General features: G+C 66.4%; 23 protein-coding genes. 9 read left to right on the forward strand and 14 right to left on the reverse strand.

What is annotated here, in order from left to right:
• Positions 1 to 75 precede the first annotated feature (75 nt).
• The gene (locus tag ACODSU_RS20340) at positions 76 to 999 is read left to right on the forward strand and encodes a LysR family transcriptional regulator (RefSeq protein ID WP_488844310.1); all 924 of its coding nucleotides are present in this window, start codon (positions 76 to 78) and stop codon (positions 997 to 999) included.
• A gap of 81 nt (positions 1000 to 1080) precedes the next feature.
• Here the strand turns inward: ACODSU_RS20340 and ACODSU_RS20345 are convergent, their stop codons facing one another.
• On the reverse strand, positions 1081 to 2013 hold the full coding sequence (locus ACODSU_RS20345; RefSeq protein ID WP_488844312.1) for a LysR family transcriptional regulator: 933 nt from the start codon (positions 2011 to 2013) through the stop codon (positions 1081 to 1083).
• A gap of 97 nt (positions 2014 to 2110) precedes the next feature.
• Here ACODSU_RS20345 and ACODSU_RS20350 point away from each other — a divergent pair, with 97 nt between their 5' ends.
• Entirely contained in the window at positions 2111 to 3205 is a 1095-nt protein-coding gene (locus ACODSU_RS20350) for an SDR family oxidoreductase (RefSeq protein ID WP_488844314.1), read from the forward strand.
• Here the strand turns inward: ACODSU_RS20350 and ACODSU_RS20355 are convergent.
• Positions 3159 to 3992, reverse strand: coding sequence for an NUDIX hydrolase (locus ACODSU_RS20355; protein WP_488844316.1), 834 nt, complete (start codon positions 3990 to 3992; stop codon positions 3159 to 3161). The two genes, ACODSU_RS20350 and ACODSU_RS20355, sit on opposite strands and share 47 nt — an antisense overlap.
• Positions 3989 to 4972, reverse strand: a complete 984-nt coding sequence (locus tag ACODSU_RS20360) for a quinone oxidoreductase family protein (RefSeq protein ID WP_488844318.1) — start codon at positions 4970 to 4972, stop codon at positions 3989 to 3991. The genes ACODSU_RS20355 and ACODSU_RS20360 overlap by 4 nt, the downstream gene beginning before the upstream one ends.
• A 159-nt stretch (positions 4973 to 5131) precedes the next feature.
• On the opposite strand from ACODSU_RS20360, the gene ACODSU_RS20365 reads away from it, so the two are divergent.
• Entirely contained in the window at positions 5132 to 6031 is a 900-nt protein-coding gene (locus ACODSU_RS20365; protein ID WP_488844320.1) for a DMT family transporter, read from the forward strand.
• Between the two features lie 103 nt (positions 6032 to 6134).
• Here ACODSU_RS20365 and ACODSU_RS20370 read toward each other — a convergent pair whose 3' ends face one another.
• From ACODSU_RS20370 to ACODSU_RS20380, 3 genes are all read right to left on the reverse strand, one after another.
• Positions 6135 to 8804: a bifunctional diguanylate cyclase/phosphodiesterase gene (locus ACODSU_RS20370; RefSeq protein WP_488844322.1), complete on the reverse strand. Its 2670-nt coding sequence runs from the start codon at positions 8802 to 8804 to the stop codon at positions 6135 to 6137.
• Positions 8801 to 9916, reverse strand: a complete 1116-nt coding sequence (locus ACODSU_RS20375; RefSeq protein ID WP_488844324.1) for a TRAP transporter substrate-binding protein — start codon at positions 9914 to 9916, stop codon at positions 8801 to 8803. Before ACODSU_RS20375 ends, ACODSU_RS20370 begins: the two co-directional genes overlap by 4 nt.
• Positions 9917 to 10066: 150 nt before the next feature.
• Positions 10067 to 10897 (reverse strand): SDR family oxidoreductase, encoded by an 831-nt coding sequence (locus tag ACODSU_RS20380; protein ID WP_488844326.1) that lies wholly within the window; start codon positions 10895 to 10897, stop codon positions 10067 to 10069.
• Between the two features lie 63 nt (positions 10898 to 10960).
• On the opposite strand from ACODSU_RS20380, the gene ACODSU_RS20385 reads away from it, so the two are divergent.
• Positions 10961 to 11587 (forward strand): SH3 domain-containing protein, encoded by a 627-nt coding sequence (locus ACODSU_RS20385; protein WP_110959481.1) that lies wholly within the window; start codon positions 10961 to 10963, stop codon positions 11585 to 11587.
• A gap of 12 nt (positions 11588 to 11599) precedes the next feature.
• Complete coding sequence (locus tag ACODSU_RS20390; protein WP_488844328.1) at positions 11600 to 12637, forward strand: M48 family metalloprotease; 1038 nt, start codon at positions 11600 to 11602, stop codon at positions 12635 to 12637.
• A 56-nt stretch (positions 12638 to 12693) separates the two neighbouring features.
• Here ACODSU_RS20390 and ACODSU_RS20395 read toward each other — a convergent pair whose 3' ends face one another.
• The 8 genes from ACODSU_RS20395 to ACODSU_RS20430 all read right to left on the reverse strand — a co-directional run bounded on the left by ACODSU_RS20395 (position 12694) and on the right by ACODSU_RS20430 (position 21587).
• Positions 12694 to 13593, reverse strand: a complete 900-nt coding sequence (locus ACODSU_RS20395; RefSeq protein WP_110959483.1) for a DMT family transporter — start codon at positions 13591 to 13593, stop codon at positions 12694 to 12696.
• Between the two features lie 188 nt (positions 13594 to 13781).
• Positions 13782 to 15080 carry a DUF3422 family protein gene (locus tag ACODSU_RS20400; RefSeq protein WP_110959484.1) on the reverse strand — a complete coding sequence of 433 codons (1299 nt, stop codon included), beginning with the start codon at positions 15078 to 15080 and terminating at the stop codon, positions 13782 to 13784.
• A 119-nt stretch (positions 15081 to 15199) separates the two neighbouring features.
• Entirely contained in the window at positions 15200 to 16711 is a 1512-nt protein-coding gene (locus ACODSU_RS20405) for a tripartite tricarboxylate transporter permease (RefSeq protein WP_060984541.1), read from the reverse strand.
• A gap of 15 nt (positions 16712 to 16726) precedes the next feature.
• Positions 16727 to 17215, reverse strand: coding sequence for a tripartite tricarboxylate transporter TctB family protein (locus tag ACODSU_RS20410; protein WP_015013056.1), 489 nt, complete (start codon positions 17213 to 17215; stop codon positions 16727 to 16729).
• Positions 17216 to 17411: 196 nt separating this feature from the next.
• Positions 17412 to 19205: a type IV pilus assembly ATPase TfpB gene (gene tfpB, locus ACODSU_RS20415; RefSeq protein WP_488844330.1), complete on the reverse strand. Its 1794-nt coding sequence runs from the start codon at positions 19203 to 19205 to the stop codon at positions 17412 to 17414.
• Between the two features lie 13 nt (positions 19206 to 19218).
• Positions 19219 to 19983, reverse strand: coding sequence for a class I SAM-dependent methyltransferase (locus tag ACODSU_RS20420; RefSeq protein ID WP_488844331.1), 765 nt, complete (start codon positions 19981 to 19983; stop codon positions 19219 to 19221).
• Positions 19984 to 20613, reverse strand: coding sequence for a DNA-deoxyinosine glycosylase (locus ACODSU_RS20425; RefSeq protein ID WP_488844333.1), 630 nt, complete (start codon positions 20611 to 20613; stop codon positions 19984 to 19986).
• Between the two features lie 125 nt (positions 20614 to 20738).
• Complete coding sequence (locus ACODSU_RS20430) at positions 20739 to 21587, reverse strand: TatD family hydrolase (protein WP_488844335.1); 849 nt, start codon at positions 21585 to 21587, stop codon at positions 20739 to 20741.
• A 147-nt stretch (positions 21588 to 21734) separates the two neighbouring features.
• Between ACODSU_RS20430 and ACODSU_RS20435 the strand changes: the two genes are divergently transcribed.
• From ACODSU_RS20435 to ACODSU_RS20450, 4 genes are all read left to right on the forward strand, one after another.
• A complete protein-coding gene (locus ACODSU_RS20435) occupies positions 21735 to 22682 on the forward strand; it encodes a S1C family serine protease (protein ID WP_488844337.1) in 948 nt (315 codons plus the stop codon).
• A gap of 53 nt (positions 22683 to 22735) precedes the next feature.
• Positions 22736 to 23752 carry an AAA family ATPase gene (locus ACODSU_RS20440; protein WP_488844339.1) on the forward strand — a complete coding sequence of 339 codons (1017 nt, stop codon included), beginning with the start codon at positions 22736 to 22738 and terminating at the stop codon, positions 23750 to 23752.
• A gap of 11 nt (positions 23753 to 23763) precedes the next feature.
• The gene (locus tag ACODSU_RS20445; RefSeq protein WP_488844341.1) at positions 23764 to 24801 is read left to right on the forward strand and encodes a DUF58 domain-containing protein; all 1038 of its coding nucleotides are present in this window, start codon (positions 23764 to 23766) and stop codon (positions 24799 to 24801) included.
• Between the two features lie 67 nt (positions 24802 to 24868).
• On the forward strand, positions 24869 to 25915 hold the full coding sequence (locus ACODSU_RS20450; RefSeq protein ID WP_056060921.1) for a VWA domain-containing protein: 1047 nt from the start codon (positions 24869 to 24871) through the stop codon (positions 25913 to 25915).
• Positions 25916 to 26141 lie beyond the last annotated feature (226 nt).

Below are 26141 nucleotides of genomic sequence, written 5' to 3' on the forward strand. Positions count from 1 at the left end.
CCGAAGACACGCATTGGACCGCAGCCCGATTCCAAAGAGAAATGGATTTCTCTGATGGATTTATGATTCGAGCGCATGAATATCACCCTGCGCCAGCTGCATGTGTTTCAGTCGGTAGCCGCCACCCGCAACTTCAGCCGCACAGGCGATGCGGTGGGCCTGACCCAACCGGCCGTGAGCCGCTGCATCACCGAGCTGGAAGCCCAGCTGGGCCTGAAGCTGCTCAATCGCACCACGCGCGAGGTGACGCTGACGGACGCGGGCCAGCGCCTGTCGGCCCGCCTGCCCCGGGTGCTGGAAGAGCTGGAGAACACGCTGCTGGACGTGCGGGAAATGGCCACCGAGCGGCGCGGACGCGTGCGCGTGGCGAGCAGCCCCACTTTGTCGGCCAACCTCATGCCCGACTGCATCGCCGAATGCCAGCGCACCCTGCCCGGGCTGGAGCTGGTGCTGCTGGACCGCATCCAAAGCGCGGTGCTAGCCAGCGTGCTGTCGGGCGAGGTGGACTTTGGCGTGGTCATCGACCCCAGCGAGCGCGAGGCGCTGCAATGCGAGACCATCCTGACCGAACCCTTCTGCCTGGCCTGCCCACCCAGCCACCGGCTGGCGGACAAACGCCAGGTGCGCTGGACCGACCTGCAGGGCGAAGCACTGGTGCTGCTGGACCACGACTCCGGTAGCCGCCGCCTGATCGACCGCGCCCTGGCCGAGCATGGTGTGGCCTGCACGGTGGCCCAGGAGGTTGGCCACCCCACCACCATCTTTCGCATGCTGGACGCAGGCCTGGGCATCTCGGTGATCCCCACCCTGGCCCTGCCGCCCGAAGGCCTGGCACGGCTGGCGGTACGCCCCCTGGTGCCGCGCGTGGACCGGGAGATCATGCTGGTGCACCGGAAGCACCGCGCGCTCTCGCCTGTGGCGCAAGCGGCGTGGGATCTGGTGAGGGCGGTGGCGGTGCAGCGCAATGGCGTGCAGGCTCTTGGCAGCAAAGGCCGGTGAAAGAAGCCTCCAACGTACCTCCATGGGCATCTTCAGCTGCCCAATAGATCGCAGACTTCCACACCCATCCGATTCAGCGGACTAGCCGGCCGAGTCATCGCTGCCCAGTCCCTCGGCAAGGTACCGCTCCAGCCCCACCACCAGCGCATCGAACGTGTGCTTGCAGCGCGGGCTGGTGCGCAGGTCCTCGTGCATCACCACCCAGGTCTCCAGCCCGTATTGGAGCTGCTGCGGCAGTACCCGCACCAGCGCGGGGGCACTGCGGCGGGCCAGTGCGTCCTGGCAGATGCCTATGCCGGCGCCAGCGCGGATGAAGGCGAGTTGCGCCACGTCGCTGTCGCTGCGCACGGCAAACCGGTCTCGCCGCCACGCTGGCAGGGCCTTTTGTGCCGCACGCAAAAAAGGGGTTTCGGCATCGAAGCCAATCAGGCGGTGGTGCGCCAGCTCCGCCAGGGTGGCGGGCGTGCCATGGGCGGCGATGTAGCTCGGATGGGCGTAAAGCCCCAGCGGGATGGTGCCCACGCGGCGGGCGATGAGCGCGTCCTGCCGGGGTTCGGTCATGCGGATGGCAATGTCGGCCTCGCGCTGCAGCAGGTCGTGCACGCGGTTGCTCAGCACCAGCTCCACCGTCAACGCAGGGTGCTCGGCCTGCAACTGTGCAAGAAGGGGCGGCAGCACCTCGACCCCCATCACCTCGCTGGCGCTCACGCGCACCGTGCCGCGCACGCCGTCGCCCTGGCTGTCCGCCGCGCGCACCAGGGCCGCCGCAGAGTGGCCCATGGCTTCGGCGTAGCTGCGCAGGGCCAGCGCGGCCTCGGTGGGCAACAGGCCCTGCTGCGACCGGGTGAAAAGCACCAGCCCCAGGGCCTGCTCCAGCGCAGCAATGTGGCGGCCCACGGTGGGCTGTGTCACGCCCAGCGCCCGCGCGGCGCCCGACAGGGAGCCCTCCCGCAGCACGCCGAGGTACGAGCGGTACAGCTCCCAGCCAATGTCATGGCGATTCGGTTGATCCATACATAAATGTATAGCCACCCACTCATTTTCAGCAATTCCATTGAATCGCTGGAGCGCAGACACTGCCTCCATCCATAGTTTTTGAAGGAGCATCGCGATGAACAACAACCCCCACAACCCCATCGGCAGCCGCCCCAAGGTACTGGTTCTGGGCGCCACCGGCGGCATTGGCGGCGAGGTGGCGCGCCAGCTGCGTGACCGAGGATGGAAGGTGGTGGCAATGCACCGCAACGCAGCGCAGGCCAGAGAGCAGCGCGACGGGTTCACCTGGGTTCGGGGCGACGCGATGAGCCGCGCCGATGTGATGGCCGCCGCCACGGGCTGCCAGGTGATCGTGCACGCGGTCAACCCGCCCGGCTACCGGCGCTGGAGCGAACTGGTGCTGCCGATGATCGACAACACGATTGCAGCGGCCCGAGCGCACGGCGCCACGGTGGTGTTGCCAGGCACCGTCTACAACTACGGGCCGGACGCCTTCCCGGTGCTGCACGAAGACGCCCCCCAGCACCCCCGCACGCGCAAAGGCGCCCTGCGGGTGGAACTGGAGCGCCGCCTGCAGCAAGCCACCGTGCCGCACCCGCTGGAGGAGACATGCCGCGTGATCATCGTGCGCGCGGGCGATTTCTTCGGACCGCAGGCGGGCAACAGCTGGTTTGCGCAGGGCCTGGTCCGGCCGGGCCGACCCGTGACCACGGTGAAGCAGCCAGGCGCACCGGGCATCGGGCACCAGTGGTCGTACTTGCCGGACGTGGCGCGCGCCATGGTGCTGCTGCTGGAGCGGCGCGCCGAGCTACCCGCGTTGGCCCGCTTTCACCTGGTCGGGCATTGGGATGCTGACGGCACGCAGATGGCGGCCGCCATTGGCCGTGCAGTGGTGGCGCAGGGCGGCCAAGCGCCGCGCGTGCAAGCGTTTCCCTGGTGGCTGGTCACGCTGGCCTCGCCGTTCGTGACCACCTTGCGGGAGCTGCGCGAGATGCGCTACCTGTGGCAGCAGCCCGTGCGCATGGCCAACGACCGGCTGCGGGCGGTGCTGGGCGAGGAGCCCCACACCCCGCTGGACGAGGCAGTGCAGGCCACCTTACAGGGCCTGGGCTGCCTGCCCTCCAGCGTCGGCCTCAGCGGCAGCCCTCACGCTGCACGGGTGACTACACCCCCAGAAACCCTGCAATCACCAGCCCGGCTTCCAGCGTGAACGCCCCTTGGGCGACCCGCTCGCGCACCACCTCCAGAGGCAGCAGGTCAAAACGCTCGACCTCACCGTCCTGGTTGTCGGGCTCCATGCCCTGGGGCACCTGCGCGCGGAACCAATCGATGCGTTCGACCATGAAGCCCGCGCCCCCGCCCTCGCGGCTGGGGCGGCTGAACAGCACCTGGCCACCGTGCGCCACGTCGGCCAATGCCTCGACCTGCAAACCGGCTTCTTCCCAGGTTTCGCGGGCCAGGGCCTGCGGCAGTGAGTCGGCCGCCGAGACCATGCCACCCATCAGCGTGTCCCACAGCCCGGGGTTGTTGGGTTTGGTCAGGGAGCGCTTTTGCACCCACATGCGTCCGTCGGGCGCCAGGCCCACCAGATGCACGGCACGGGTGGCCACGCCCAGCACGCGCACCACCCCGCGCTCCACGGTGCCGATGACCTCGCCGGCCGGGTTGGTCACCGCCAGCTGCTCGTCGCGCCACGGGCCACACAGGCCCGCATCGCGCAGCGCGGCGGCCAGGGTGTTGAGGGCATCGGTGGCGTCGGTGGGCGATGCCTGCAGATGCCAAGCAAGGCGTTGAGAATGCTCTGCTTCTGATAGCTGGTAGCGCTTATCCATCAAACGCTGGAGGCTAATTTGGTTAAAAAACCCCGGCGCTACCGAGCCGACAACCTGCCCCGCCACCACCAGTGGCTGGCGCGGCTGAGCCGGGGGCTGCTGCGCCGCCTGGCGTGCCCCTGCCAGCCACTGGTCGAACGTAGGCGCCTGTGCAGCCGCGCTCACAGCGTGAGGATGGTGCTGCCGGTGGTCTTGCGCGCTTCCAGGTCCCGGTGGGCCTGCTGCACGTCGGCCAGCGGGTAGCGCTGGTCGATGTGGATCTTGACCTGCCCGCTGGCAACCACGGCAAACAGGTCGTCCGCCATGGCTTGCGTGGCCTCGCGCGTGGCGATGTGGGTGAACAGCGTCTGGCGCGTGACGTACAGCGAACCCTTGGCGCCCAGGCTGCCCGGCGCAAACGGTGCCACCGGGCCGGACGCGTTGCCGAAGCTGGCCATCAAGCCGAAGGGGCGCAGGCATTCGAGCGACTTGTCCCAGGTGTCCTTGCCCACCGAGTCGTACACCACCTTCACGCCCTTGCCGCCGGTGATCTCCTTCACACGGGCTGCGAAATCCTCGGTGCTGTAGTTGATGGCGTGCGCTGCGCCGTTGGCCAGCGCCAGCTGGCACTTGGCATCAGACCCCGCCGTGCCGATGAGCTGCAGGCCGAGCGCCTTGGCCCACTGGCAGGCGATCAGGCCCACACCACCCGCTGCGGCATGGAACAGCACATGGTCACCGGGCTGCAGGCCTTCCACGGGCCGGGTTTTCTTGAGCAGGTATTGCGCCGTCAGGCCCTTGAGCATCATGGCCGCGCCAGTCTCAAAACTGATCGCATCGGGCAGCTTGCACACGCATTTGGCGGGCATCACGCGCACTTCGCAGTAGGCGCCGGGAGGATTGCTGGCATAGGCGGCGCGGTCGCCCACCTTCAGGTGCGTGACGCCCTCGCCCACGGCCTCGATCACACCGGCACCTTCCATGCCGATGGTGGCGGGCATGTTCAACGGGTACAGGCCCGTGCGGTGGTACACGTCGATGAAGTTCAGGCCGATGGCGTGGTGGCGGATGCGGACTTCGCCGGGGCCGGGCTCGCCCACGGGGACGTCAACGATGTGGAGTTCTTCGGGACCACCGTGCTGGCGGATCTGGACGGCAAGGCTCATGGCAATCAATCTCCTCAAAAGGGGTGGGGTGCTGACAACGGCGGCCATCCTGCCATGAATCTCACGACCGTGCCGGGGGCATGGCCCGCACCGATTTGCCTTGGGGACATGAGGCCCCGCCGCAGCAGGGCCCTGCCTGCACCGTTACAGTGCAGCCCCATGACTCAAAAAATCACACCCGGCACGGCCGTGCTGCTGGTGATCCCGCCCCTGCTGTGGGCCGGCAACGCGGTGGTAGGGCGGCTGGTCCATGAACTGATTCCCCCCATCACCCTGAACTTCATCCGCTGGGTGCTGGCCTTTGCCATCCTGCTGCCCCTGGCCCATGGCGTGCTGCGCGCCGACAGCCCACTGTGGCCGCACTGGCGCCGCTATGCGCTGCTGGGCCTGCTGGGCATCGGGGCCTACAACGCGCTGCAGTACATGGCGCTGCAGACCTCCACCCCTATCAATGTGACGCTGGTGGGGTCGAGCATGCCGGTCTGGATGCTGGCCGTGGGCACGTTGTTCTTCGGCGCGGCCGTCACGCGGCGCCAGGTGTTGGGCGCACTGCTATCGGTGTGTGGCGTGCTGCTGGTGCTGAGCCGGGGCGAGTGGTCGCAGCTGCTGGCCTTCCGCCTGGTGCCGGGCGATTTGTTCATGCTGCTAGCGACCATCTCCTGGGCGTTCTACAGCTGGCTGCTGTCGCGCACCAGCGAGCCCAAGAGCATCCGGGGCGATTGGGCCGCGTTCTTGATGGCACAGATGGTGTTTGGGCTGGCCTGGTCGGGCAGCTTTGCGGGAGCCGAATGGGCCAGCGGGCGCACGCACATCGAATGGGGCTGGCCGCTGATTGCCGCCCTGGCCTTCATTGCTGTGGGGCCTGCGGTGCTAGCCTACCGCTGCTGGGGGGTGGGCGTGCAACGCGCTGGGCCTGCAGCCGCCGGGTTTTTCATCAACCTCACGCCCCTGTTTGCCGGGGTGCTGTCGGCGGCGTTTCTGGGCGACACGCCCAAGGCCTTTCACGGCGTGGCGTTTGCGCTGATTGTGGGCGGCATCGTGGTGTCGTCACGGCGCTGAAGGACGCAATTTTTGATCCAAATTGCCGGTAGCGCAGGTATTGATTGCCTAAAGCGCTACACAAAAAGTAGCAAAAAGCGCTAATTCCCTGAGACTGAGCCGATCAACCCGGGGCAGTGACCGTGGCGGCGGACTCCATCAACGCCTCCAGGTCGGCCACCGGGGTGGGCCGCCCCAGCAGATAGCCCTGGAAGTACACACACCCGTGCCGGGCCAGAAAGTCCTTCTGTGCATCGGTTTCCACCCCTTCGGCAATCACATCCAGCTCCAGGTTGCGCGCCATGCCCAGAATGGTCTGGACGATCACATCGTCGGTGTGCCGTACCCCCAGGTTGCGGACAAAAGACTGGTCGATCTTGAGCTGGTCCAGCGGCAGCCGCGTGAGGTACGCCAGCGATGAATAGCCGGTGCCAAAGTCGTCCACCGAAAAGCGCACGCCCTTGGTCTTGAGCATGCCGATCTTGGCGATGGTGTCGTCCACGTTGTCCAGCACCAGCGATTCGGTGAGTTCGAGTTTGAGCAGGTGCGGCCGGGCACCCGTCTCGCGCAGCACCTCCACCACGCGGGCCACAAAGTCGCGCTGCCGGAACTGCCGCGCGCTCACGTTGACCGACACCTGCAGGTGACGATACCGCTCGTCCCCCTGCCAGGCCGCCAACTGCTCGCAGGCCGTGCGCAGCACCCAGTGCCCCATGGGCACGATGAGTTCGCTCTCCTCGGCCACACCAATGAATTCGCCCGGGGCTACCAGCCCACGCTCCGGGTGCTGCCAGCGGATCAGGGCCTCGGCACCCACCATGCGACCATCCAGGTGGAATTGCGGCTGGTAGTGCAGCACAAACTGCCGCGCCGTGAGGGCCATCTGCAGGTCGGCTTCCAGCTGCGCGCGCATGCTGATGACGATCTGCATCTGCGGGTCAAAAAAGCACAGCGCGTTGCGCCCTTGCGATTTGACTTGGTACATGGCGATGTCGGCCTCCTTGAGCAGGTCCACCGACGATTGCAGGGTACCGCCCATCAGCGTGGCGCCAATGCTGGGCGTGCTGTGGTGCGCGTTGCCGCCCAGGGTGTAGGGCACGTTGAGTTTGCGCAGGATCTTCTCGCCCACCCGGCGCGCCTGGGCGGCGGCCTCGTCGCGGTGGACCGACAGGTCGCTGAGCATGACCACAAATTCGTCGCCCCCAAGCCGTGCCACGGTGTCCTCGCGCCGCACGCAGGTCTTCAGGCGCTGGGCCACCTGGCGCAGCAGCATGTCGCCGACCTCGTGGCCGCGCGTGTCGTTCAGGGTCTTAAAATGGTCCAGGTCCAGGAACAGCAGGGCGCCGTACTGGCCGCTGCGCACGCTGGCAGCAATGGCCTGCTGCATGCGGTCCATCAGCAGCCGGCGGTTGGGCAGGTTGGTCAGCGGGTCGTAGAAGGCCAGGCTCTCGATCTCGGTGCTGGCCTTGCGCAGCGCGGTCACGTCGTGGTAGCTGATGACGAGGCCCCCATCGGGCGTGGCGCGTTCGGTGATCTGAATGGTGCTGCCGTTGGCGTACGACTGCTCGCGTGGCTCGGGCTGGTGCTTTTGCCGCTCCAGGCGCTGGCTCACCCACCGCTTGCGCTCCTCGTCAGACAGGCGGGGCACATGGTGCTCCACCGTGGCCTCCAGCACCGCTCGGAACGGCATCAGGGGCGCGATCACGCCTTGCAGCCACGGAAGGATGGTTTCGAGCTGGCGATTCCACTGCACCACGCGCTGCTGGCTGTCCAGCAGCAAAAATCCGCTGACCATGGATTCCAGCGCCTGGTCCAGCGTGGCCTTGGACTGCGCGATGGCCAGGCGGGCCTGGGACATGCGGTCCACATACCGCAACGCCAGCACCCCGGCCGCAAAGATCATGGCAATGAACAGCGCGGTGGTCAGCGCAATCGCATCGCGCTGTTCGCGCCAGCCGGCAAGCGCCGCGTCCAGCGGAATGCTGGCCGCAATGCGCAGGTCCTGGTACAGGATGGGCCGGAACACCACCAGCGAGGGCTCGCCCGTCAGTCGCGCCGGGGCTTGCCAGGCCAGGCCCTGGTCGGCCAGATTGCCAATGGGGGGCGCGAGCGTAGGCGCGGTCACGTCTTCGCGGTTGGGCACGCTCAGCAGCAGTTGCCCGGTGGCCCGCTCCAGCGTGACCTGCAGGCCGCTGATGTCCACGCCCTGCACCAGCACTGAGCTCAGGGCCGACACCGGTAGCTCGGCCACAGCCACCACCCGCGAGCTGTCGGCCATGCGCAGATGGCGCGCGAAGTACAGCACCTTTTCGGAACTGGCAAAGCTCACCACCGGCGCGCTGACCATCAGGGTGGATACCGGTTGCTCCAGCACGCTCTCCAGAAAACCAGCCGGCAGTTGCACCGACAGGCTGGCGCCCGCAGGGTCGGACGATGCCAGCGCCTTGCCGCTGCCGTCGAGCACCGCCACGTACCGCACCATGAGGTTCTGCCGCGCCGATCCGCGCAGCCGCTGGCTGGCCGTGTCGGGGTCCAGCCACTTGGGCATGGCTTTGGACAGGCCCAGCAATTCGTCCATGCTGGCCAGCAGCACGTCCACGGCGAGCAGGGAGCGGTTGAGTGCGGCCTCTGCGCCGGCCACAAAACGCGTGGCCTGGGCCTCGCTGTCGGCCAGCGCGGCCTGGCGGGCGTTCCACGCCAGGGTGCCAGCCACCGCCACCACGGCCGCAACAAACACTGCGGCGCCCGCCCAGACGTAGGCCCTGATGCGGGAGGGGGCTGCGGATTCTGTCATTTCGCAGGCGCTGCCTGCAGGCCACGCGCCGGCCCGATGGTCTGGTTCCAGACCTGCGCACAGCGGGCACCGCAACGCTGCACCCAGCGCGGCAAAACGGTGGATTCGAGGATCTCCTGGCGGCTGCGCTCATCCTGGGGCGACACCGGCACCACCACCATGCTGCCCTTGGTGCCAGCGCTGCAGGTGGGTGCCCCCCGGTTGCAGGCCAGGCCATCGGCAGTTTCGCGCTCGGACTCGGCCCAGATGGCGGCCTCCAGGCGGGGCAGCTCCCGTTGGAGCAACGTGCGCAAATCGGCCGGCAAGGCCGCCCAGGCGGCCTGGTTGGCCCCAAACACCGCCAGCCCCCAGGTGACAGGCAGGGTGTGCACATGGGTGGTGATGGAGGGCAGGCCCAGGATGTTGCCGGACATGGTGCCGGTGATGGCGCATTCGGTATTGCCGGCCGTCAGGCTGGGCACGATCTGCGAAAAGCTGGTCAGCACCGGCACCCCGCCCAAGGCCCCCACAAAATCAGCCTGGCTGGCCGACGACACACGCACACGGCGGCCGGTCAGCTCCGACAAGGTACGCAGCGGCTTTTTACAGAACACCACCTGCGCCGGATACACGTAGATGGCGAGCGCCTCGACACCATGCTGTTCGCGCAGCGCCTTTTCGAGGTAAGGACGGAAGGCCGCCAGCGTGGTCTTGAGTGTGGCAATGTCGGGGTTCAGCCCCGCCAGGTCGGGCGCGGTGTATTCGGGGTATTGCGCCGTGAAGGAGCTCATCAGGGTGGTGCCGAATGGGACCACCCCCAGCTGCAACAGCCGCAGCATCTCGGCCCCGGGCACACCGGCACGGTCAAAGGGCACGATCTCGGCCTGGAAGCGTCCGGCGCTCAGGCGTGACAGCTCTTTGGTCCAGAAAGGTTCTTCCTGCCGGATGTACTGGCTGATACCCGCCAGCCCGCCCACGATGCGCAACCGGTAAGGTGCCGTCGCGGTGCTGTTTGCACCGGGCGTGCTGGCGGCGCCAGCAGCCTGCACAGCCCCCGCCACACCCAGCGCCAGGCACAGCACGGTGCAGTGGCGTTTCAGGCGCGGCAGGATGGATGTGTGGGTAGGATGCATGGCGTCGGGCAATAGCGGGCGCTGGCCCGCAGTATTCCACCAATTATTCAGCGCTCCGGTAAAGCTGTCGGCAAAACACCACGACTGCCTCCCGTTCTGCAGAATCAATGCGGCGGGTCAGCCCACAGGCCCCGCCGGGCCCGAGCTGCCTCAGAACGTGCCGGGATAGGCCCCGCCGTCGGCCAGCACGTTCTGCCCCGTTATGTAGCCCGCTTGCACACTGCACAGGAAGGCGCAAATGGCGCCGAACTCTTCCGCCGTGCCGTAACGCCCGGCCGGAATCTGTGCCTGCTGGGCAGAGCGCACGTCCTGAACGCTCTTGCCCGCCTTGCTGGCAGCCGCGTTGACGGTGGCGGCCAGACGGTCGGTATCGAACTTGCCGGGCAGCAGATTGTTGATGGTCACCCCGCGCGCTGCGACCTTGCTGCGCGACACGCCCGCCACAAACCCCGTGAGACCGCTGCGCGCGCCGTTGGACAGGCCCAGGATGTCGATGGGTGCCTTCACGGCGCTGGAGGTGATGTTGACGATGCGGCCAAACCCACGCGCAGCCATGCCATCCACGGTGGCCTGAATCAGTTCGATGGGGGTGAGCATGTTGGCGTCCACGGCCTTGATCCAGGCATCGCGGTTCCAGTCGCGGAAATCGCCGGTGGGAGGCCCCCCAGCGTTGGTGATCACGATGTCGAAGTCACGACCCGGTCCTCCGGCCACCGAGAACACTGCCGCACGCCCCTCAGGGGTAGTGATGTCGGCCGCAACGGCCAGCACCTGCGGGCTTGCGCCCTTCTGGCCTATGGCGCTCGTTGCAGCTGCGCCTTCAGCTATCAAACGGGTAGCAGCCTGGTTAAGCCCCTCTGCGTTGCGGGCGTTGATGACCACATTGACACCCTCTCGCACCAGAGCCTGCGCGCAGCCATAACCCAGCCCTTTGCTCGCGCCACACACCAGCGCCCATTTGCCTGCAATACCCAAATCCATAACAATCTCCGGTTTGACGCTGCGAGCCGCAGCCACAACAAATCATAAGTGGAGAGATACAAAATGATTCGGCTGCACTGCAGAGCCCTGGCCTCTTGGCTGGCATCGGCCGCGATGGCCGTGCTGCCCTTGTTGGCTGCCCCAGCACATGCCCAGGAGGCAGCCGTCGTCAAACGCGCGACCCAGCTGAGGGACAGTCCCGCAGAAAGTGGTGCCAGCGTGGCACCCCTGGAAGCCAATGCGGTGGTCACGCGAACCAGCGAGCGCAAGGGCCCCTGGACCAAGGTCAGTACCCCCCAAGGCGCCACAGGCTGGGTTCACATGTTTGACCTGGGCCCCCAGTCCGGAACAGCGCCCACCAGTGGAAATGCCGCCACCAGCGGAATTCGCGGTTTGGGTAGCCTTTTTGGCAACAACAGCGGCAGTACCACCACGGCCACCTCCACGGTAGGTATCCGGGGTCTGGGCGCTGAAGACATCGCGAAGGCACAACCCAACCCTGCGGCGGTGACCCAGGCCGAAGGTCTGCGCGTCAATGCCGACCAGGCCCGCCAGTTCGCCAGCAATGCGTCGCTGCAGCCGCGCAACGTAGCGCCATTGGCCGAACCGCCCCGGCCCTCCTCCAGCGGCGGATCGGGAGCGACAGGCTCGTCCAACAATCCGTCCGACCCCAATTTCAGCCCCAACTGAGCGAGAGCTGCCATGCGCCTGCCCCATTCCCGTCCCCGCATCCGGCTGATCGCAACGGCCTGCACCGCTCTCGCCCTGACCCTGCTTCCTAGCCAGGGGCAGAGCCAGGGGGTCATGAACCTGCTCAACGCCCTGGGCGGCGGCAGCACCACCAGCAACACGGGCGGTGGCCTTCTGGGCGCCATCACCGGCGGGGGCGCGCCCGCGGGCCAGGGGGATGACCTCATCAGCATGCTCACCCGTTCGGTCGAGAGCATTGACGAGCCCCGCGAGATCGAGATCGGCCGGCAGCTGTCGGCCGTGCTGCTGGGCAGCAAGCCCTTGCATCCCGACATGGCGCTGCAACGTTACGTGAACCAGTTGGGACGCTGGATCAGCCTGCAATCCCCCCGCCCCAACCTGCCCTGGACTTTTGTCGTGCTGGACGACCCCGGCTACAACGCCTTTGCAGCCCCGGGGGGTTATGTGTTTGTGACCAAGGGGCTGATTGACCGTTGTGCCGACGAGGCCGAACTCGCGGGCATCCTGGCCCACGAAATCACCCATGTCACCGCCAAGCACCACCTGCTGGCGATCCGCAAGACGGCCCAGTCCGGCATGCTGACGCAGTTGGTGGCCTCCCAGATCAAGACCAACGCCGTGGGCAGCGTGGTGGCCTCGCAGTTCCTGGCCCTGGGACGCAATCTGTATGCGCGCGGCTTGGACCAGACCGACGAGTACGATGCAGACCGCACCGGCGTGGCCCTGGCCACCCGTGCAGGTTTCGACCCCTACGGACTGGTGTCGGTGCTGCAGCAGCTGCGCACCGCAACGCCAGACAACCCGGCCTTCACGCTGGCACTGGCCACGCACCCACCAGCACAGGCGCGCCTGGAGCAGCTGGAGCTGGCCATGGGCAAGAATCTCGATGGTTTCACCGGCTCGGCCCCCGTGACGGTGGCCCAGCGCATGAGCCCCAAGGCTGCACCCGCCGCCGCAGCGGTGCCATCACCCGCAGCACCTGCCGAGGCACCCGCCCGCAAGGCAGCCCCCAAGAAGAAGACGTCGTAAAGACAAGCAAGGCCGCCCCTGTACTAGGGCCCGAGAGGGCTGCCAGATGGGGTCTGTCAGGGCCTGCGCGCCATGCGGGTGAAAATGAAAATACCCGTCATCACGAGCACCGTCCCCGCTGCCACCCACGCTGTGAAGGGTTCCCCCAGAATCCACACGCCCATGAGGATGGTGGACAACGGGCCCACCATGCCCGTCTGCGCGGCCATGCCCGCGCCAATGCGCTCTATGGCCATCATCACCATCAGCACGGGCGCGGCCGTGCACAGGGTTGCGTTGAGCACCGACAACCAGATCACCTCCGGGGCTACCACCGCAGCACTCAACGGGCGCAGCACCACAAACTGCAGCAGACAGCACAGGCACGCCACCGTGGTCGCCAGCCCCACCAGTCGCAGCGAACCGAGGCGCTGCACCATCTCGCCGCTGTAGACCAGGTAGATGGCGTAACTGACTGCGCTCAGGAACACCAGCAACGTGCCCCAGGCAGCATTGGCGCCCTGCAGGTTGGCCTCGTGCCCGAAGACCAGCACCACGCCGCTGTAGCTCACCAGCATGCCGGCGGCCTGGGCCCAGCGGATGCCGCGCCCATACAGCGCCCAGCCCAGTAGCACGACCAGGGTGGGGTTGAGGTACAGGATCAGCCGCTCCAGGCTGGCACTGATGTAGGCCAGCCCGGCAAAGTCAAGAAAACTTGCCAGGTAGTAGCCCGTGACCCCGAGGCCCAGCACGCCCAGCCAGTCCTTGCGGGTAAGCGGTGGCTTGCCCCGACTCGCCCACCACGCCATCACGGCAAAGATGGGCAGTGCAAACAGCATGCGGTACATGATGAGCGTGACCGCATCCACCCCATGGCGGTAGGCCAGCTTGACGATGATGGCCTTGCCGCTGAACGCGATGGAACCCAGGAATGCCAGCACCAGGCCGGTCGCAATGCTCTTCTTTTCAGTGGTCACGGATATGCAGGGGTGCGAATCGCCCGTTGGATGGTCTGCCGACCAAAAGGCGTCAGAAAGTGGCGCCCAGTGTGACACGATGCGGCGGCAGCAGGCCATCGAACCTCTGTGCGGGCGCCCCCTTGATCAGCGATGGCGCACGGGTTCAACGAGTTCCCGCGCAGTCCGGCCGATCACCACCTGCGCCCTCAGCGGTGTTTGTCGAACACCCGCTGGTGCAGGCGCCGCAGTGACCACCACACCCCGGCCGCCACCACCGGAATCGCCAGGGCTGCCGTGGTCTCCGGCGACAACGGCCACCCCAGCTTTTGCGCGCCCTTCGCCAGATAGCTGACGAGCCCGACGATGTAATAGGTAATGGCCGCCACAGACAGCCCCTCCACCGTGGACTGCATCTGCAACTGCAAATCCTGCCGGTGGTTCATGGTGGTCAGCAGCGCCTGGCTGCTTTGCTGCTGCTCGATCTCTACCCGGGTGCGCAGCAGGTTGCTCATGCGCGATACCCGCTGCGACAGCGCATCCTGCCGCCGGGTCGCCCACTCGCAGGTGCTGCGCGCAGGGGTCAGACGCCGGTCCATGAACTCCCGGATTGTCTGCATGCCCGCGAGGCGCGACTCGGCAATATCCTGGATGCGGCGGTCCAGCAATTCAAAGTAGGCGCTGCTGGCCGAGAAACGCGAATGTGTGGCTGCGTATTGGCTCTCCACCTGCCCGGCCAGGCGCGTCAGCCGGTCCAGCAAAGCTGGCTCGTCGTCGCGGTTGGCTGTGCGGATGGCTTCAGCCAGCGCCGCCAGTTCACGCTCGGCAAAGGCCAGCACGCTGGCTGCCTCGCGGGCGGCCGGCAGGCCCAGCAAAGCGGCCATGCGGTAGGTCTCTATCTCCAGCAGGCGCTGCACCAAGCGCCCCAGGCGCCTGGGTGTCATACCACCCGCTAGCAACACCATGCGCGAGAAACCGTCGGCATGGATCGCGAAGTCGGTGTACACCTCGCCATGGCCATCGGCCACGGTGGACGCCACCAGCGTGTCCTCATGCAGCACATGCTTGACCAGCGAGCCCGAGCCAAACGTATGGGTGGGCAGCACCCAGAGGTTCAGACTGCACAGGCACTGGCCCGGCAACGCGGCCAGCCAGTCGCGGGGCACGGAGTTCACCGCACTGACCGGCTCCCGCTCTCCAAAAGCCTCGACCGGCGCCGGGACCATGAAGGTCCAGGTGACAAACTCGGTGTGCAGCTCCCACCGCAGGCGAAAAGCGCCCAGATCCATGCGCAGGTGGGTGGTCTGTGCATCAGGCAGCGCCATGTGATGGTCCCGCAGCAGCGCGGCCACATGGGCACGACTGGCCTCGCGCCCGGCAGCATCGGCCAGCATGACGATGTGTGCGATGGCCAGCGGCGCATTCATCGCCTCGGGCGGGCGGGCGTGGATTTCGTTGTGCAGCATCGCCCGATGGGGATGCTGCGTGGGATGAAAGGGTGTGGACATGCGGACCTCTGCCCGCAATTGTGTACCGCCGACAGCAGTGCCATGTGGACGCCACTGCCCAAAAAACAACGGCACCCGAAGGTGCCGTTGGTCAGGGTGAGAAAGTCAGCAGAGAAGGATCAATCTTCCACGAAGGCTTCTTCGCGCTTGTTCTTCACGGCGGGCAGCAGCACGATGACGAGCAGCAGGGCTGCAGCTGCCAGCAGGCCGGCAGACAGCGGACGCGTCACAAACACGCTCCAGTCGCCACGCGACAGCAACAGCGCACGGCGCAGGTTTTCTTCCATCATCGGGCCCAGAATGAAACCGAGCAACAGTGGTGCAGGCTCCGTACCCAGCTTGTGGAAGATGTAGCCGATCAGACCAAACGCACCTACCATCCAGATGTCAAAGGTGTTGTTGTTGGTGGAATACACACCCACCGCGCAGAACAGCACGATGGACGGGTACAGCCAGCGGTAAGGCACGGTGAGCAGCTTAATCCAGATACCGATCAGCGGCAGGTTCAGGATCACCAGCATCGCATTGCCGATCCACATCGAGGCGATCAGGCCCCAGAACAGTTCGGGGTTGCTCGTCATCACCTGGGGACCAGGCTGGATGTTGTGGATGGTCATGGCACCCACCATCAGCGCCATCACGGCGTTGGGAGGGATACCCAGCGTCAGCAGCGGGATGAACGAAGTCTGCGAACCGGCATTGTTGGCCGACTCAGGCGACGCCACGCCACGGATGTTGCCCTGGCCGAAAGGCACTTCACCAGGTTGCAGCTTGGTCTTCTTCTCGACCGTGTAGGCGGCAAACGCTGCCAGCAGTGCACCGCCACCGGGCAGGATACCCAGTGCAGAACCCAGGGCCGTACCCCGCAGCACTGCGGGGAACATGCGCTTGAAGTCTTCCTTGGTGGGGAACAGGCCCTCGACCTTGGCAGTGAACACTTCGCGTTCGTCATCGGGACGCGACAGGTTGGCGATGATTTCACCGTAGCCGAACACGCCCATGGCGATGGTCACGAAGCCGATGCCGTCGGTCAGCTCAGGGATGTCGAAGCTGAAGCGGGCCACGCCCGAGTTCACGTCGGTACCCACCAAGCCCATCAGCAGGCCCAGCACGATCATGGCCACCGCCTTGAGCAGCGAACCCGAGGCCAGCACCACGGCACCAATCAGACCCAGCACCATCAGCGAGAAGTATTCGGCAGGGCCGAACTTGAACGCGACTTCGGTCAGCGGGGGTGCAAAGGCCGCCAGGATCAGCGTACCCACGCAACCTGCGAAGAACGATCCCAGGCCTGCAGCCGCCAGCGCGGGCCCCGCCCGACCCTTGCGGGCCATCTGGTAGCCGTCGATCACGGTCACCACCGACGAAGACTCACCTGGCAGGTTCACCAGAATGGCCGTGGTCGAACCACCGTACTGGGCGCCGTAGTAGATACCGGCCAGCATGATCAGCGCAGCCACGGGGGGCAGCGCATAGGTGGCGGGCAGCAGCATGGCGATGGTCGCCACGGGGCCGATGCCTGGCAGCACGCCGATCAGCGTACCGAGCAAACAGCCGACAAAACAGTAAATCAGGTTCTGGAAGGTGAACGCAACACCAAAACCCAACGACAAGTTGTTAATCAAATCCATGGTCGGTGCTCCTGCTTAACCTGCGATGAAACTCGGCCACACAGGAAATTGCAGCTTGAGCGCCCACACAAAAGCCACATAGCTGCCGATGGCAAGCACGGTGGCCAGAACAAACACACCCTTGGCATTGAACTCATTGCCAGCCAGGCTGGAGATGAAGGTCAGTGCATAGATGCCCACGATGAGCCCCATGGCCGGGATGCCCAGGCTGGGCAAGCCGCCCAGCAGAATGCCGAAGGCAAAGTTGGCAGCCAGGATGAAGAACAGCGGCTTCCAGGCCCATTTGCCGATCTTGTCGCCATCGGCGGTTTCCACAGTCATCGCCTTGAAAGTGATCACCAGACCAATGATGGCCAGCAAAATGCCCAGCAGCAACGGGAAGTAGCCAGGGCCCATGCGTGCACCGGTCCCTACGTTGTAGGTGGTCGCACCCCATGCAAATGCGGTACCGACGCCCATGAACATGAGCCCGGACGCAAAGTCTTTGTTACTCTTGATTTTCACGAATTGTCTCCTTGACGGAATTCTCGACTGCGCGATTGTGCTGGCAAGGAGGGGGCGGCGCGATGTGGATTCCACCTACATCCGGTAACGCCTTGCAGGCCTGCACCGCAGGGCTTGTCGCCCTGGAGACTGTCTCAAAAACCACTCTGGAAGACGGCTGGCCAACCGCAGAGGAATGCCCGCCCCTCCCCTTCGCTCACTCCAAGGGCGGTGTGGCGGCAATCACCTCTTCCATCGTGGTCAGCCCCTCGGCCACGCGCAGCGCGCCCGCCAGGCGCAAGGGGCGCATGCCGTCCTGCACGGCCTGCCGGCGCAGCACGTCAATGGAAGGCGCCTGGGTGATCTTGTCCTTGAGCGCCTCACTGACGGTGAGCAACTCATAAAGCCCCATGCGGCCTCGGAAACCACCCATGCGGCAATCCACGCAGCCCACCGGCTTGTACGGGTGGTAGCTGCCGCTGATCTTCCAGGGCTTGACCACCTCGGTCAGCGCTTCGCGGCTAGCGGACTCGTCCTTTTGTTTGCACTGTTTGCACAGCGTGCGCACCAGCCGCTGTGCCAGCACGCCCAGCAAGGTGGCATTGAGGAGGTACGACGGCACCCCCAACTCCATCATGCGGGTGATGGCGCTGGGGGCATCGTTGGTGTGCAAGGTGGAGAACACCAAGTGGCCGGTCAGCGCGGCCTGGATGGCCATCTCGGCGGTCTCCAGGTCACGGATTTCGCCCACCATGATGATGTCGGGATCCTGCCGCATGAGGGCACGCAGGCCTTCGGCAAAATTGAAGTCGAGCTGCGGCTGCACCTGGGTCTGGTTGAAGCTGGGCTCGATCATTTCGATCGGGTCTTCCACTGTGCTCACGTTGACCTCTTCGGTCGCCACGCGCTTGAGGGTGGAGTACAGCGTGGTAGTCTTGCCCGAGCCAGTGGGTCCCGTCACCAGGATGATGCCGTGCGGGCGCTTGACCAGCGCTTCCCAGCGCTGCGCATCGTGCTGTGCGAAGCCCAGGGCATCCAGGTCCTTGACCGCGTTGTCGGGGTCAAAAATGCGCATGACCATCTTTTCGCCAAACGCCGTGGGCAGGGTGGACAGGCGCATTTCCACCTCTTCGCCCCGCTGGTTGCGCGTCTTGATGCGACCGTCCTGGGGGCGGCGCTTTTCCACCACATCGATGCGGCCCAGCAGCTTGATGCGCGCCACCATGGCGTTGTGCACACCCATGGGCATCTGGTAGACCGGGTGCAGCACGCCGTCGATGCGGAAACGGATCACGCCCTGGTCGCGGCGCGGCTCCAGGTGGATATCGCTGGCCCGCTGGTCAAACGCGTACTGCCAGAGCCAGTCCACCACCTTGACCACGCCCTGGTCATTGGCGTCGAGCTGCTTGTTACTCTTGCCCAGCTCCACCAGCTGTTCAAAGCTGTTGCCACCCGAGCTGCCGCCGGCCTTCTGCGCCGCGCGCACCGACTTGGCAAGCGCAAAAAATTCGGCCGTGAAGCGGTGAATGTCCTGCGGGTTGGCCACCACCCTGCGCACCGAGCGGCGGGACTGGCGCTCCACTTCGGCCACCCAGTCGTCGATGAAAGGCTCGGCGGTGGCCACCACCACTTCTTTGCTGGTCACCTGCACGGGCAGCACCTTGTGGCGCTCCGCATAGGTAGCGCTCATGGTGTCGGCCACACGCCCCACATCCACCTTGAGCGGGTCGATTCGCATATAGGCCAAACCCGCCCGCCGGGCCAAGTACTCAGTCAGCGCCTCAATGTCGAGCGGCTTGCCATCGCTCGCCCGCTCCATGGCCACGTTGGCCAGGCGCACCAGGGCATGCTGAGAGCTCTCGGCCTGCGAACAGCGGGCCACGGTGCGCTGCGCTTCCTCGTGCGAGATCACCTTGTCATCACTGAGCCACTGCACCACGCGGCGCCAGTCCACAGGTCCGATGTGCGAAGCCGATTTCAGCCGTTCCGGCGTCACGACGGGTGCATTCATTGCAAGAGTCCTTTCAGGGCTTCACGGGCTTGAACACCCGCAGCCATTTGGAAGTGGGCAGGTCCCAGCGCGCCTGGATGGCCTCGGCCTTTTCGGCCAGCTCCGCGCGCTTGGGCCGCGTGGGGGTGCGCTGGGCCAGCACCACCGTGTTGCCTTCGCGTGTGGGCTTGAACGCCCAGAGCGCGTCTTCGCCAAACGCCTGCGCCATGCTCTGCAGGCTGCGGTCAAAGCTCGATGCGCGGCCGAACAGGTTCACGGTCATGCAGCCTGTTTCCGTGAGCAGCGCGCGGCAGTCGGCATAAAAGTCGGGGCTGTCGAGCACGGGCGCCGCAGCCTCGTGGTCGTACAGGTCAACGGCCAGCGCATCCACCGTTCCCAACCACATGGGGTCCTGGATCTCCCTGGCCGCGTCGGCCAGCACCACGCGCAGCTTGGGGCCGTCGGGCGGCAGCTTGAACCACTGGCGGCACACGGCCAGCACCTGCGGATTGAGTTCGATGGCGGTGGTGCAGATGCGCAGCTTCTTGTGGCAGAACTTGGTGATGGCACCCGCCCCCAGGCCCAGCTGCATGGCATGGCCCTTGGACACCTGAGCAAGGTCGGCAAACAGCAGCCAGGCCATCATGCGCTGCACGTACTCCAGCTCCAGGGCAAAGGGCTCATCGATGCGCATGGAGCCCTGGATCCAGGGTGTGCCCAGGTGCAGGTGGCGCACTTCGCCATCGTCAGACACGCTGACTTCCGGCAGCTCTTGCAAGGTTTCTTTTTTACGGGCCATTCACAGCAATCCGTGCCGGGCCATCACATCGGCCCAGGCGGTCAATTTACGTTCAAAACTCCAGGAGGCGTTGGCCGGGCTGGTCGATGGCAGCCGCACAGCCTCGATGGGTCGTGCGCCTGACCTCCCCCCATCATGCAGCAAGCGCGTCGGCTGCCCGGCAGCCCCCAGCGCGGCGAGCGCCGCCGGGGCGTGCCGGAAACTCTCCGCACCGTTGTGCGCCAGCGCGGCCAACTGGGGGCACACACCGCGCAACGCGGCAAAGTCGTTGAGCCGGGCATTGCGGATGCTGGTGTCCAGGCTGCCCTCGCGCTCGCAGCTCTGGTACACGTCCCACAGGCCCAAGCCGCGGTCCAGCAGCCAGACGCAGCGGTCCGCATAGCCATCCGGCCCCGCCGGGGGCAAGGGATGCTGGGGCCACAAGGCCTGCAGGATCTTCCAGAAGTGGTTCTGGGGGTGCGCGTAGTACTGGCGGGCTTGCAATGACGCAGCCCCCGGAAAGCTGCCCAGCACCAGCACCACGGTGCGCACACCTGCCACCGGCGGCAGACCCAGCCAGCGCGCGGACGGGCCAGCGGCGTCAGGAGTGGGGGCCAAAGACGGACCGGCTGCAACAGGGGCTGAGGACATGGGTCAATTTTGGCCCCAAAGGGCCGTCAGCCCCGTGTGGCGGCACAAAAAAGATAGCTGCCGGCCCTTTGCCACAGGGCGTCGAACTCCCAAATTTCTCCCCATTCATCTTTCTCGCCGATTCCTCATCCACCCTGCGATGGCTGCCCGTCTGCCAGCAGCCTCTGCAGCCGGGGCAGCGCCGCGAAGGCATTGGCCCAGGTGCTGCCAGCCAGCGCCTGCACAGACTGGCCGCGCAGCTGGGCCACCACAGCCGCAATGCCGGGTAGCTCCCCCGGACTGTTGCGGCCCTGGGGCTGCCCTGCAGCGCGCTCAGCCGCCGTGGTGTAGAGCCAGTGGGGCGGAATGTCGGGCGCATCGGTTTCCAGCACCAGGGCATCGCCGGGCAGCTCGGTGGCCAGACGGCGCAGCTGCAGGGCACGGTCATAGGTCGCCGCACCGCCAAATCCCAGCTTGAAGCCCAGGCCGATGAACGCCTGCGCCTGCTGCAGGCTGCCGTTGAAGGCATGCGCAATGCCGCCGCGCACCGGAAAATCCCGCAGGCCCTTGAGCAGCTTGTCGGCAGAACGGCGCACATGCAGGATCACCGGCAGGTCAAACCGCCGGGCCAGCTGCAGCTGTGCGCGGTAAAACCGCTCCTGGCGCGCCGGGTCGAGGCCCGGTACAAAATAATCGAGGCCGATCTCGCCTATCGCCACCAGGCGCGGGTCTGCGTGGTGCTGCTCCAGGTATCCGGCCAGATGCTGCAGGTCCTCCTCCTCGGCGCGCCCTGTGTAGAGGGGATGAATGCCCAGCGCATAGCTGTCCCCATGCTGGTGCGCCAGCGCCCGCACGGTGTCCCAGTTGCTGCGCTCTACCGCCGGGATCACGCAATGGCAAACACCTTGCGCCGCCGCCTGGGCGCGGACCGTGCTGCGGTCGGCATCGAACTCGGGGGCGTCGAGGTGGCAGTGGGTATCGATCCAGGCGGTCATGCGCCGATGATGCCCGATGCCGTCTGCAAAGGCTGCGGTCGTTGGGGGCTGTACGCCTGTGTAGCCCTGCATGTGCATTTGCCTGCAAACCGTGCTACTGTCGTTTGCGTGCGCCAGGCCCTGGCGTGTACGAGCAAAGGTGACAGGATGCCCCGGCCCGCCCTCTACAGAAGCTCCCGCTCCGCCCGCAGTCGCACGCCTGCGGCGGTGGATGCCACCGAAGCCGTGGCCTCCGCAGCACCGCCCGCAGAGGGTTCAGCGGCGACAAGCGCCGCCACCGCAGCAGCCACGCCCCCTAATTCCCGGGCCTTCAAACGCCAGCTGGTCGCCCTGTGGGCCATCGTGGTGCTGTTGGCGGGCTTATTGATAGCCAGCGCCTGGCATAACACCCGCAGCCCCGCCCGCAAGATCACCCAGGACGACATCGACGCCGCGGTGCTGCGCACGCTGGAGACCACCACCCCGCCCTCTGCCGCCGCGCGTGCCGTGGAGAGCATCGGCCCCTCGGTGGTGCGTGTGGTGGGCTACGGGCGCAGCAAGAACGGCAAGGAAGAGATCGAGCGCGGCATCGGCACGGGCGTGGTCATCGTGGACAAGGGCGTCATCCTGACTAATCTGCATGTGGTGGCGGGCTCAGAACGCATCGGCATCACCTTCCACGACGGGCTGGAGACCACGGCCAGCATCACCGGCGTGCAACCTGAAAACGACCTGGCCGTGCTGCAGGCCCACAAGGTGCCCGACGACCTGGAGGCCGCCACCCTGCGGTCCACCCAGAACCTGCGCCCGGGCGACCATGTGGTAGCCGTGGGCTTTCCTTTTGGCATCGGCCCCTCGGCCTCGGCGGGGGTGGTGTCCGGCCTGCAGCGCGAGTTCACGTCGCCCGAGGGCAAGCGCCAGCTCAGCAACCTCATCCAGTTTGACGCGGCCGCCAACCCGGGCAACTCGGGCGGCCCGCTGGTAACGCTGGATGGCGAGGTGGTGGGCATCGTCACCGCCATCCTCAACCCCACCCAGGCGCGCACCTTCATCGGCATCGGCTTTGCAGTGCCCATTGAAAACGCGGCGTCTGCCGTCGGCATGCCGCCGTTCTGACCGCACACCGCCCCACCATCACCACCGTCCCACCCATCATCGCAAGGAGCACCATGTCGTCCAGCACATCGCCCAATGCATCGAACGCTGCCACCGCCACGCTGATGGAACAGGTGCTCTACGAGGTCAAACGCGTGGTGGTCGGGCAAGACCGCTTTCTGGAGCGCGTCATGGTCGCCATGCTGGCCCAGGGCCACCTGCTGGTCGAGGGAGTGCCGGGCCTGGCCAAGACGCTGACGGTGAAGACGCTGGCGAGCACCATCCAGGGCAGCTTCAAGCGCATCCAGTTCACGCCCGACCTGGTGCCCGCCGACCTGGTGGGCACCCGCATGTACAACCAGAAAACTGGCGAGTTCAGCACCACGCTGGGCCCCGTCTTTACCCACCTGCTGCTGGCCGACGAAATCAACCGCGCGCCCGCCAAGGTGCAAAGCGCGCTGCTGGAGGTGATGCAGGAGCGCCAGGTGACCATTGCGGGCGAGACGCACAAGGTGCCCGAGCCCTTCCTGGTGATGGCCACGCAGAACCCCATCGAGACCGAAGGCACCTACGCGCTGCCCGAAGCACAGGTGGACCGCTTCATGATGAAGGTGCTGCTGGGATACCCCACCGAGGAAGAAGAGTTCGTGATCGCCCAGCGCGCGCTCGATGTGCCCGTGCAGGTGCTGCCCGTCGCCACCACGGCCCAGCTGGCGGCGCTGCAGGCCGAATGCCGCACCGTGTATGTGGACCCGTCGATGCTGCAGTACGCCGTGAAGCTGGTGGCCGCCACCCGCGAGCCCGCGCGGCATGGACTGAAAGACCTGGCCGCTTACATCAGCTGCGGCGCCAGCCCGCGCGCCACCATCGCCCTGGCCGAGGGAGCGCAGGCCCTGGCCATGCTGCGCGGACGCAACTACGTACTGCCCGAAGACATGACCGACCTGGCCGCCGACGTGCTGCGCCACCGGGTGGCGCTGTCGTACGAAGCGCTGTCCGAGGGGCTGGATGCCGACGCGCTCATCCAGCGCATCATGGCCAAAATCCCGGCACCGGCGCGCCCCTTGCACCACGAACAAAAGGCCGCGTGAGTCCACCCGCCATGACCCGCAAGCCACACGAAGCCTCCGCCACGGTGCACCCCCTGCCCACGCTGCCCGGGCAGGCCGACCGGCTGCTGCGCGAGCTGGAGTGGAAGGTGATCCGCCGCCTGGACGGCCTGCTGCAGGGCGACTACCGCACGCTGATGCGCGGCAGTGGCTTGGACCTGACCGACCTGCGCGAATACCAGCCCCACGACGACGTGCGCCACATCGACTGGAACGTGACCGCGCGGCTGAACACGCCCCATGTGCGCGTGTTCACCGAAGACCGCGAAATGTCCGCCTGGTTTCTGCTGGACCTGAGCCCGTCGATCAGCTTTGGCCCCACCGGCCATGCCAAGCGCGACATCCTGACCGGCTTCGTGGCTGTGCTTTCGCGCCTGCTGACTCGCCACGGCAACCGCGTGGGCGCCGTACTCTATGGCGGCGCCAGCCCGCAGGCTGCGCGCGCGGTCGACGCCGTGCTGCCCCCGCGCAGCAGCCGTGCCCATGTGCTGCACCTGGTGCACAAACTGCTGCCCTCCAAAACCCCTGTGCCGCTGCACAAGACAGGTGGCGGCGCCACCGAGCTGCACCGGCTGCTGCAGACCGGTCTGGCCACGCTCAAGCGCCGGTCCACCGTGTTTGTGGTGTCCGACTTCATCAGCGCGCCTGGCTGGGAAAAGCCCCTGGCCCAACTGGCCCAGCGGCATGACGTGGTGGCCGTGCGCCTGCTCGACCCGCTGGAGCTGGAGCTTCCCGATGTGGGCCTGGTGACGCTGCGCGATGCCGAAAGCGGCGAGCAGCTACAGGTGGACACACACGACGCGGGCTTTCGCCGCCGCTTTGCCCAACTGGCCGCCGACCGCGAGGCCGTGCTGCGCGAAGGCCTGACCCGCGCGGGCGCCGACACGCTGGAGCTGTGCACCGACGACGATCTGGTCGATGCCCTGCTGCGCTTCATGGACCTGCGCCAGCGCCGGGTGCGGGCGCACAGCAATCCTCTCGGCCCCGCATCGGCATCCGCAGGCCCTGCCGCAACGGCTGCCGCCGCCTGACCGATCAATGGATTGATTGGTAAATCACCCGCCGCACACGCTGTACTCGCCACCAAGGACACACACCATGGTTTTTCTCTGGCCCACCCTGCTCTGGCTGCTGCTGGCGGTGCCCCTCTTGGTACTGCTGTACTGGTGGCTGCTGCACCGGCGCAAGAAAACAGCGCTGACCTACTCCAGCCTGTCCCTGGTGCGCGAGGCCATGGGCCCCGGCCAGCACCTGCGCCGCCACATCCCACCCGCGCTGTTCCTGCTGGCCCTGGTGGCACTGCTGCTGGCCGCCGCGCGCCCGCTGGCCGTCATCACCCTGCCTTCGCAGGACCAGACCATCATGCTGGCCATGGACGTGTCGGGCAGCATGCGCGCCGCCGACGTGGAGCCCGACCGCATCACCGCCGCCCAGAACGCCGCCAAGGCCTTCATTGCCGACCTGCCGCGCCATGTGCGCGTGGGCATCGTGGCCTTTGCGGGCAGTGCCCAGCTGGCCCAGCTGCCCACCCAGAGCCGTGAAGACCTGGTCAAAGCCATCGACAGCTTCCAGCTGCAGCGCGGCACGGCCACGGGCAACGGCATCATGCTGTCGCTGGCCACGATCTTCCCTGACGCGGGCATCGACATCGCAGCCCTGGGCGGCCGCCAGGCCATGCGCCCGAAGCCCATCGAAGAGCTGGGCAAGCAGCAGGACCCCGCCAAGACCTTCACGCCCGTGGCCCCGGGCTCCTACAACTCGGCCGCCATCATCATGCTGACCGACGGCCAGCGCACGACGGGCGTGGACCCGCTGGAAGCCGCCAAGTGGGCAGCCGACCGGGGGGTGCGGGTGTACACGGTGGGGGTGGGCACGGTGCAGGGCGAGACCATTGGTTTTGAGGGCTGGTCGATGCGGGTGCGGCTGGACGAGGAAACGCTGAAGGCGGTGGCTGCGCGGACCAATGCCGAGTACTTTCATGCGGCGACGGCGGCGGACCTGAAGAAGGTGTACGAGACGCTGAGCTCGCGGCTGACGGTGGAGAAGAAGGAGACGGAGATTTCTTCTTTGCTGGCGTTGTTGGGGGCGGTGCTGGCGTTGGTGGCGGCGGGGTTGTCGGTGTGGTGGTATGGGCGGGTGATGTGATTTTTTGGTGATTTTGGCCGGATGCGATAGTGGGATATGCGCTGGTAGCTATGCTTTTTGAAGCGCTCTCCCTCCGTGCCAAGGGCTGTGTGCCTGGTTGACGGCATGCCTAGGTTGAGGGCGGAGGCCGGGAGTCGCCCGGCGTGCGAGTAACTTTCTTTCGCGTCGCCAAAAGAAAGTCACCAAAGAAAGGGCGACCCTACTGCGCGCGTCCCTTCGCTGCGCT

This window comes from Acidovorax sp. FG48 (assembly GCF_057809085.1).

What these genes read in the sequence shown, in the direction of transcription:
- ACODSU_RS20340 (WP_488844310.1), top strand. Translation starts at nt 76, where the DNA reads ATGAATATCACCCTGCGCCAGCTGCATGTGTTTCAGTCGGTAGCCGCC.
- ACODSU_RS20345 (WP_488844312.1), bottom strand. Translation starts at nt 2,013, where the DNA reads ATGGATCAACCGAATCGCCATGACATTGGCTGGGAGCTGTACCGCTCG.
- ACODSU_RS20350 (WP_488844314.1), top strand. Translation starts at nt 2,111, where the DNA reads ATGAACAACAACCCCCACAACCCCATCGGCAGCCGCCCCAAGGTACTG.
- ACODSU_RS20360 (WP_488844318.1), bottom strand. Translation starts at nt 4,972, where the DNA reads ATGAGCCTTGCCGTCCAGATCCGCCAGCACGGTGGTCCCGAAGAACTC.
- ACODSU_RS20365 (WP_488844320.1), top strand. Translation starts at nt 5,132, where the DNA reads ATGACTCAAAAAATCACACCCGGCACGGCCGTGCTGCTGGTGATCCCG.
- ACODSU_RS20370 (WP_488844322.1), bottom strand. Translation starts at nt 8,804, where the DNA reads ATGACAGAATCCGCAGCCCCCTCCCGCATCAGGGCCTACGTCTGGGCG.
- ACODSU_RS20375 (WP_488844324.1), bottom strand. Translation starts at nt 9,916, where the DNA reads ATGCATCCTACCCACACATCCATCCTGCCGCGCCTGAAACGCCACTGC.
- ACODSU_RS20380 (WP_488844326.1), bottom strand. Translation starts at nt 10,897, where the DNA reads ATGGATTTGGGTATTGCAGGCAAATGGGCGCTGGTGTGTGGCGCGAGC.
- ACODSU_RS20385 (WP_110959481.1), top strand. Translation starts at nt 10,961, where the DNA reads ATGATTCGGCTGCACTGCAGAGCCCTGGCCTCTTGGCTGGCATCGGCC.
- ACODSU_RS20390 (WP_488844328.1), top strand. Translation starts at nt 11,600, where the DNA reads ATGCGCCTGCCCCATTCCCGTCCCCGCATCCGGCTGATCGCAACGGCC.
- ACODSU_RS20400 (WP_110959484.1), bottom strand. Translation starts at nt 15,080, where the DNA reads ATGTCCACACCCTTTCATCCCACGCAGCATCCCCATCGGGCGATGCTG.
- ACODSU_RS20405 (WP_060984541.1), bottom strand. Translation starts at nt 16,711, where the DNA reads ATGGATTTGATTAACAACTTGTCGTTGGGTTTTGGTGTTGCGTTCACC.
- tfpB (WP_488844330.1), bottom strand. Translation starts at nt 19,205, where the DNA reads ATGAATGCACCCGTCGTGACGCCGGAACGGCTGAAATCGGCTTCGCAC.
- ACODSU_RS20420 (WP_488844331.1), bottom strand. Translation starts at nt 19,983, where the DNA reads ATGGCCCGTAAAAAAGAAACCTTGCAAGAGCTGCCGGAAGTCAGCGTG.
- ACODSU_RS20425 (WP_488844333.1), bottom strand. Translation starts at nt 20,613, where the DNA reads ATGTCCTCAGCCCCTGTTGCAGCCGGTCCGTCTTTGGCCCCCACTCCT.
- ACODSU_RS20430 (WP_488844335.1), bottom strand. Translation starts at nt 21,587, where the DNA reads ATGACCGCCTGGATCGATACCCACTGCCACCTCGACGCCCCCGAGTTC.
- ACODSU_RS20435 (WP_488844337.1), top strand. Translation starts at nt 21,735, where the DNA reads ATGCCCCGGCCCGCCCTCTACAGAAGCTCCCGCTCCGCCCGCAGTCGC.
- ACODSU_RS20440 (WP_488844339.1), top strand. Translation starts at nt 22,736, where the DNA reads ATGTCGTCCAGCACATCGCCCAATGCATCGAACGCTGCCACCGCCACG.
- ACODSU_RS20445 (WP_488844341.1), top strand. Translation starts at nt 23,764, where the DNA reads ATGACCCGCAAGCCACACGAAGCCTCCGCCACGGTGCACCCCCTGCCC.
- ACODSU_RS20450 (WP_056060921.1), top strand. Translation starts at nt 24,869, where the DNA reads ATGGTTTTTCTCTGGCCCACCCTGCTCTGGCTGCTGCTGGCGGTGCCC.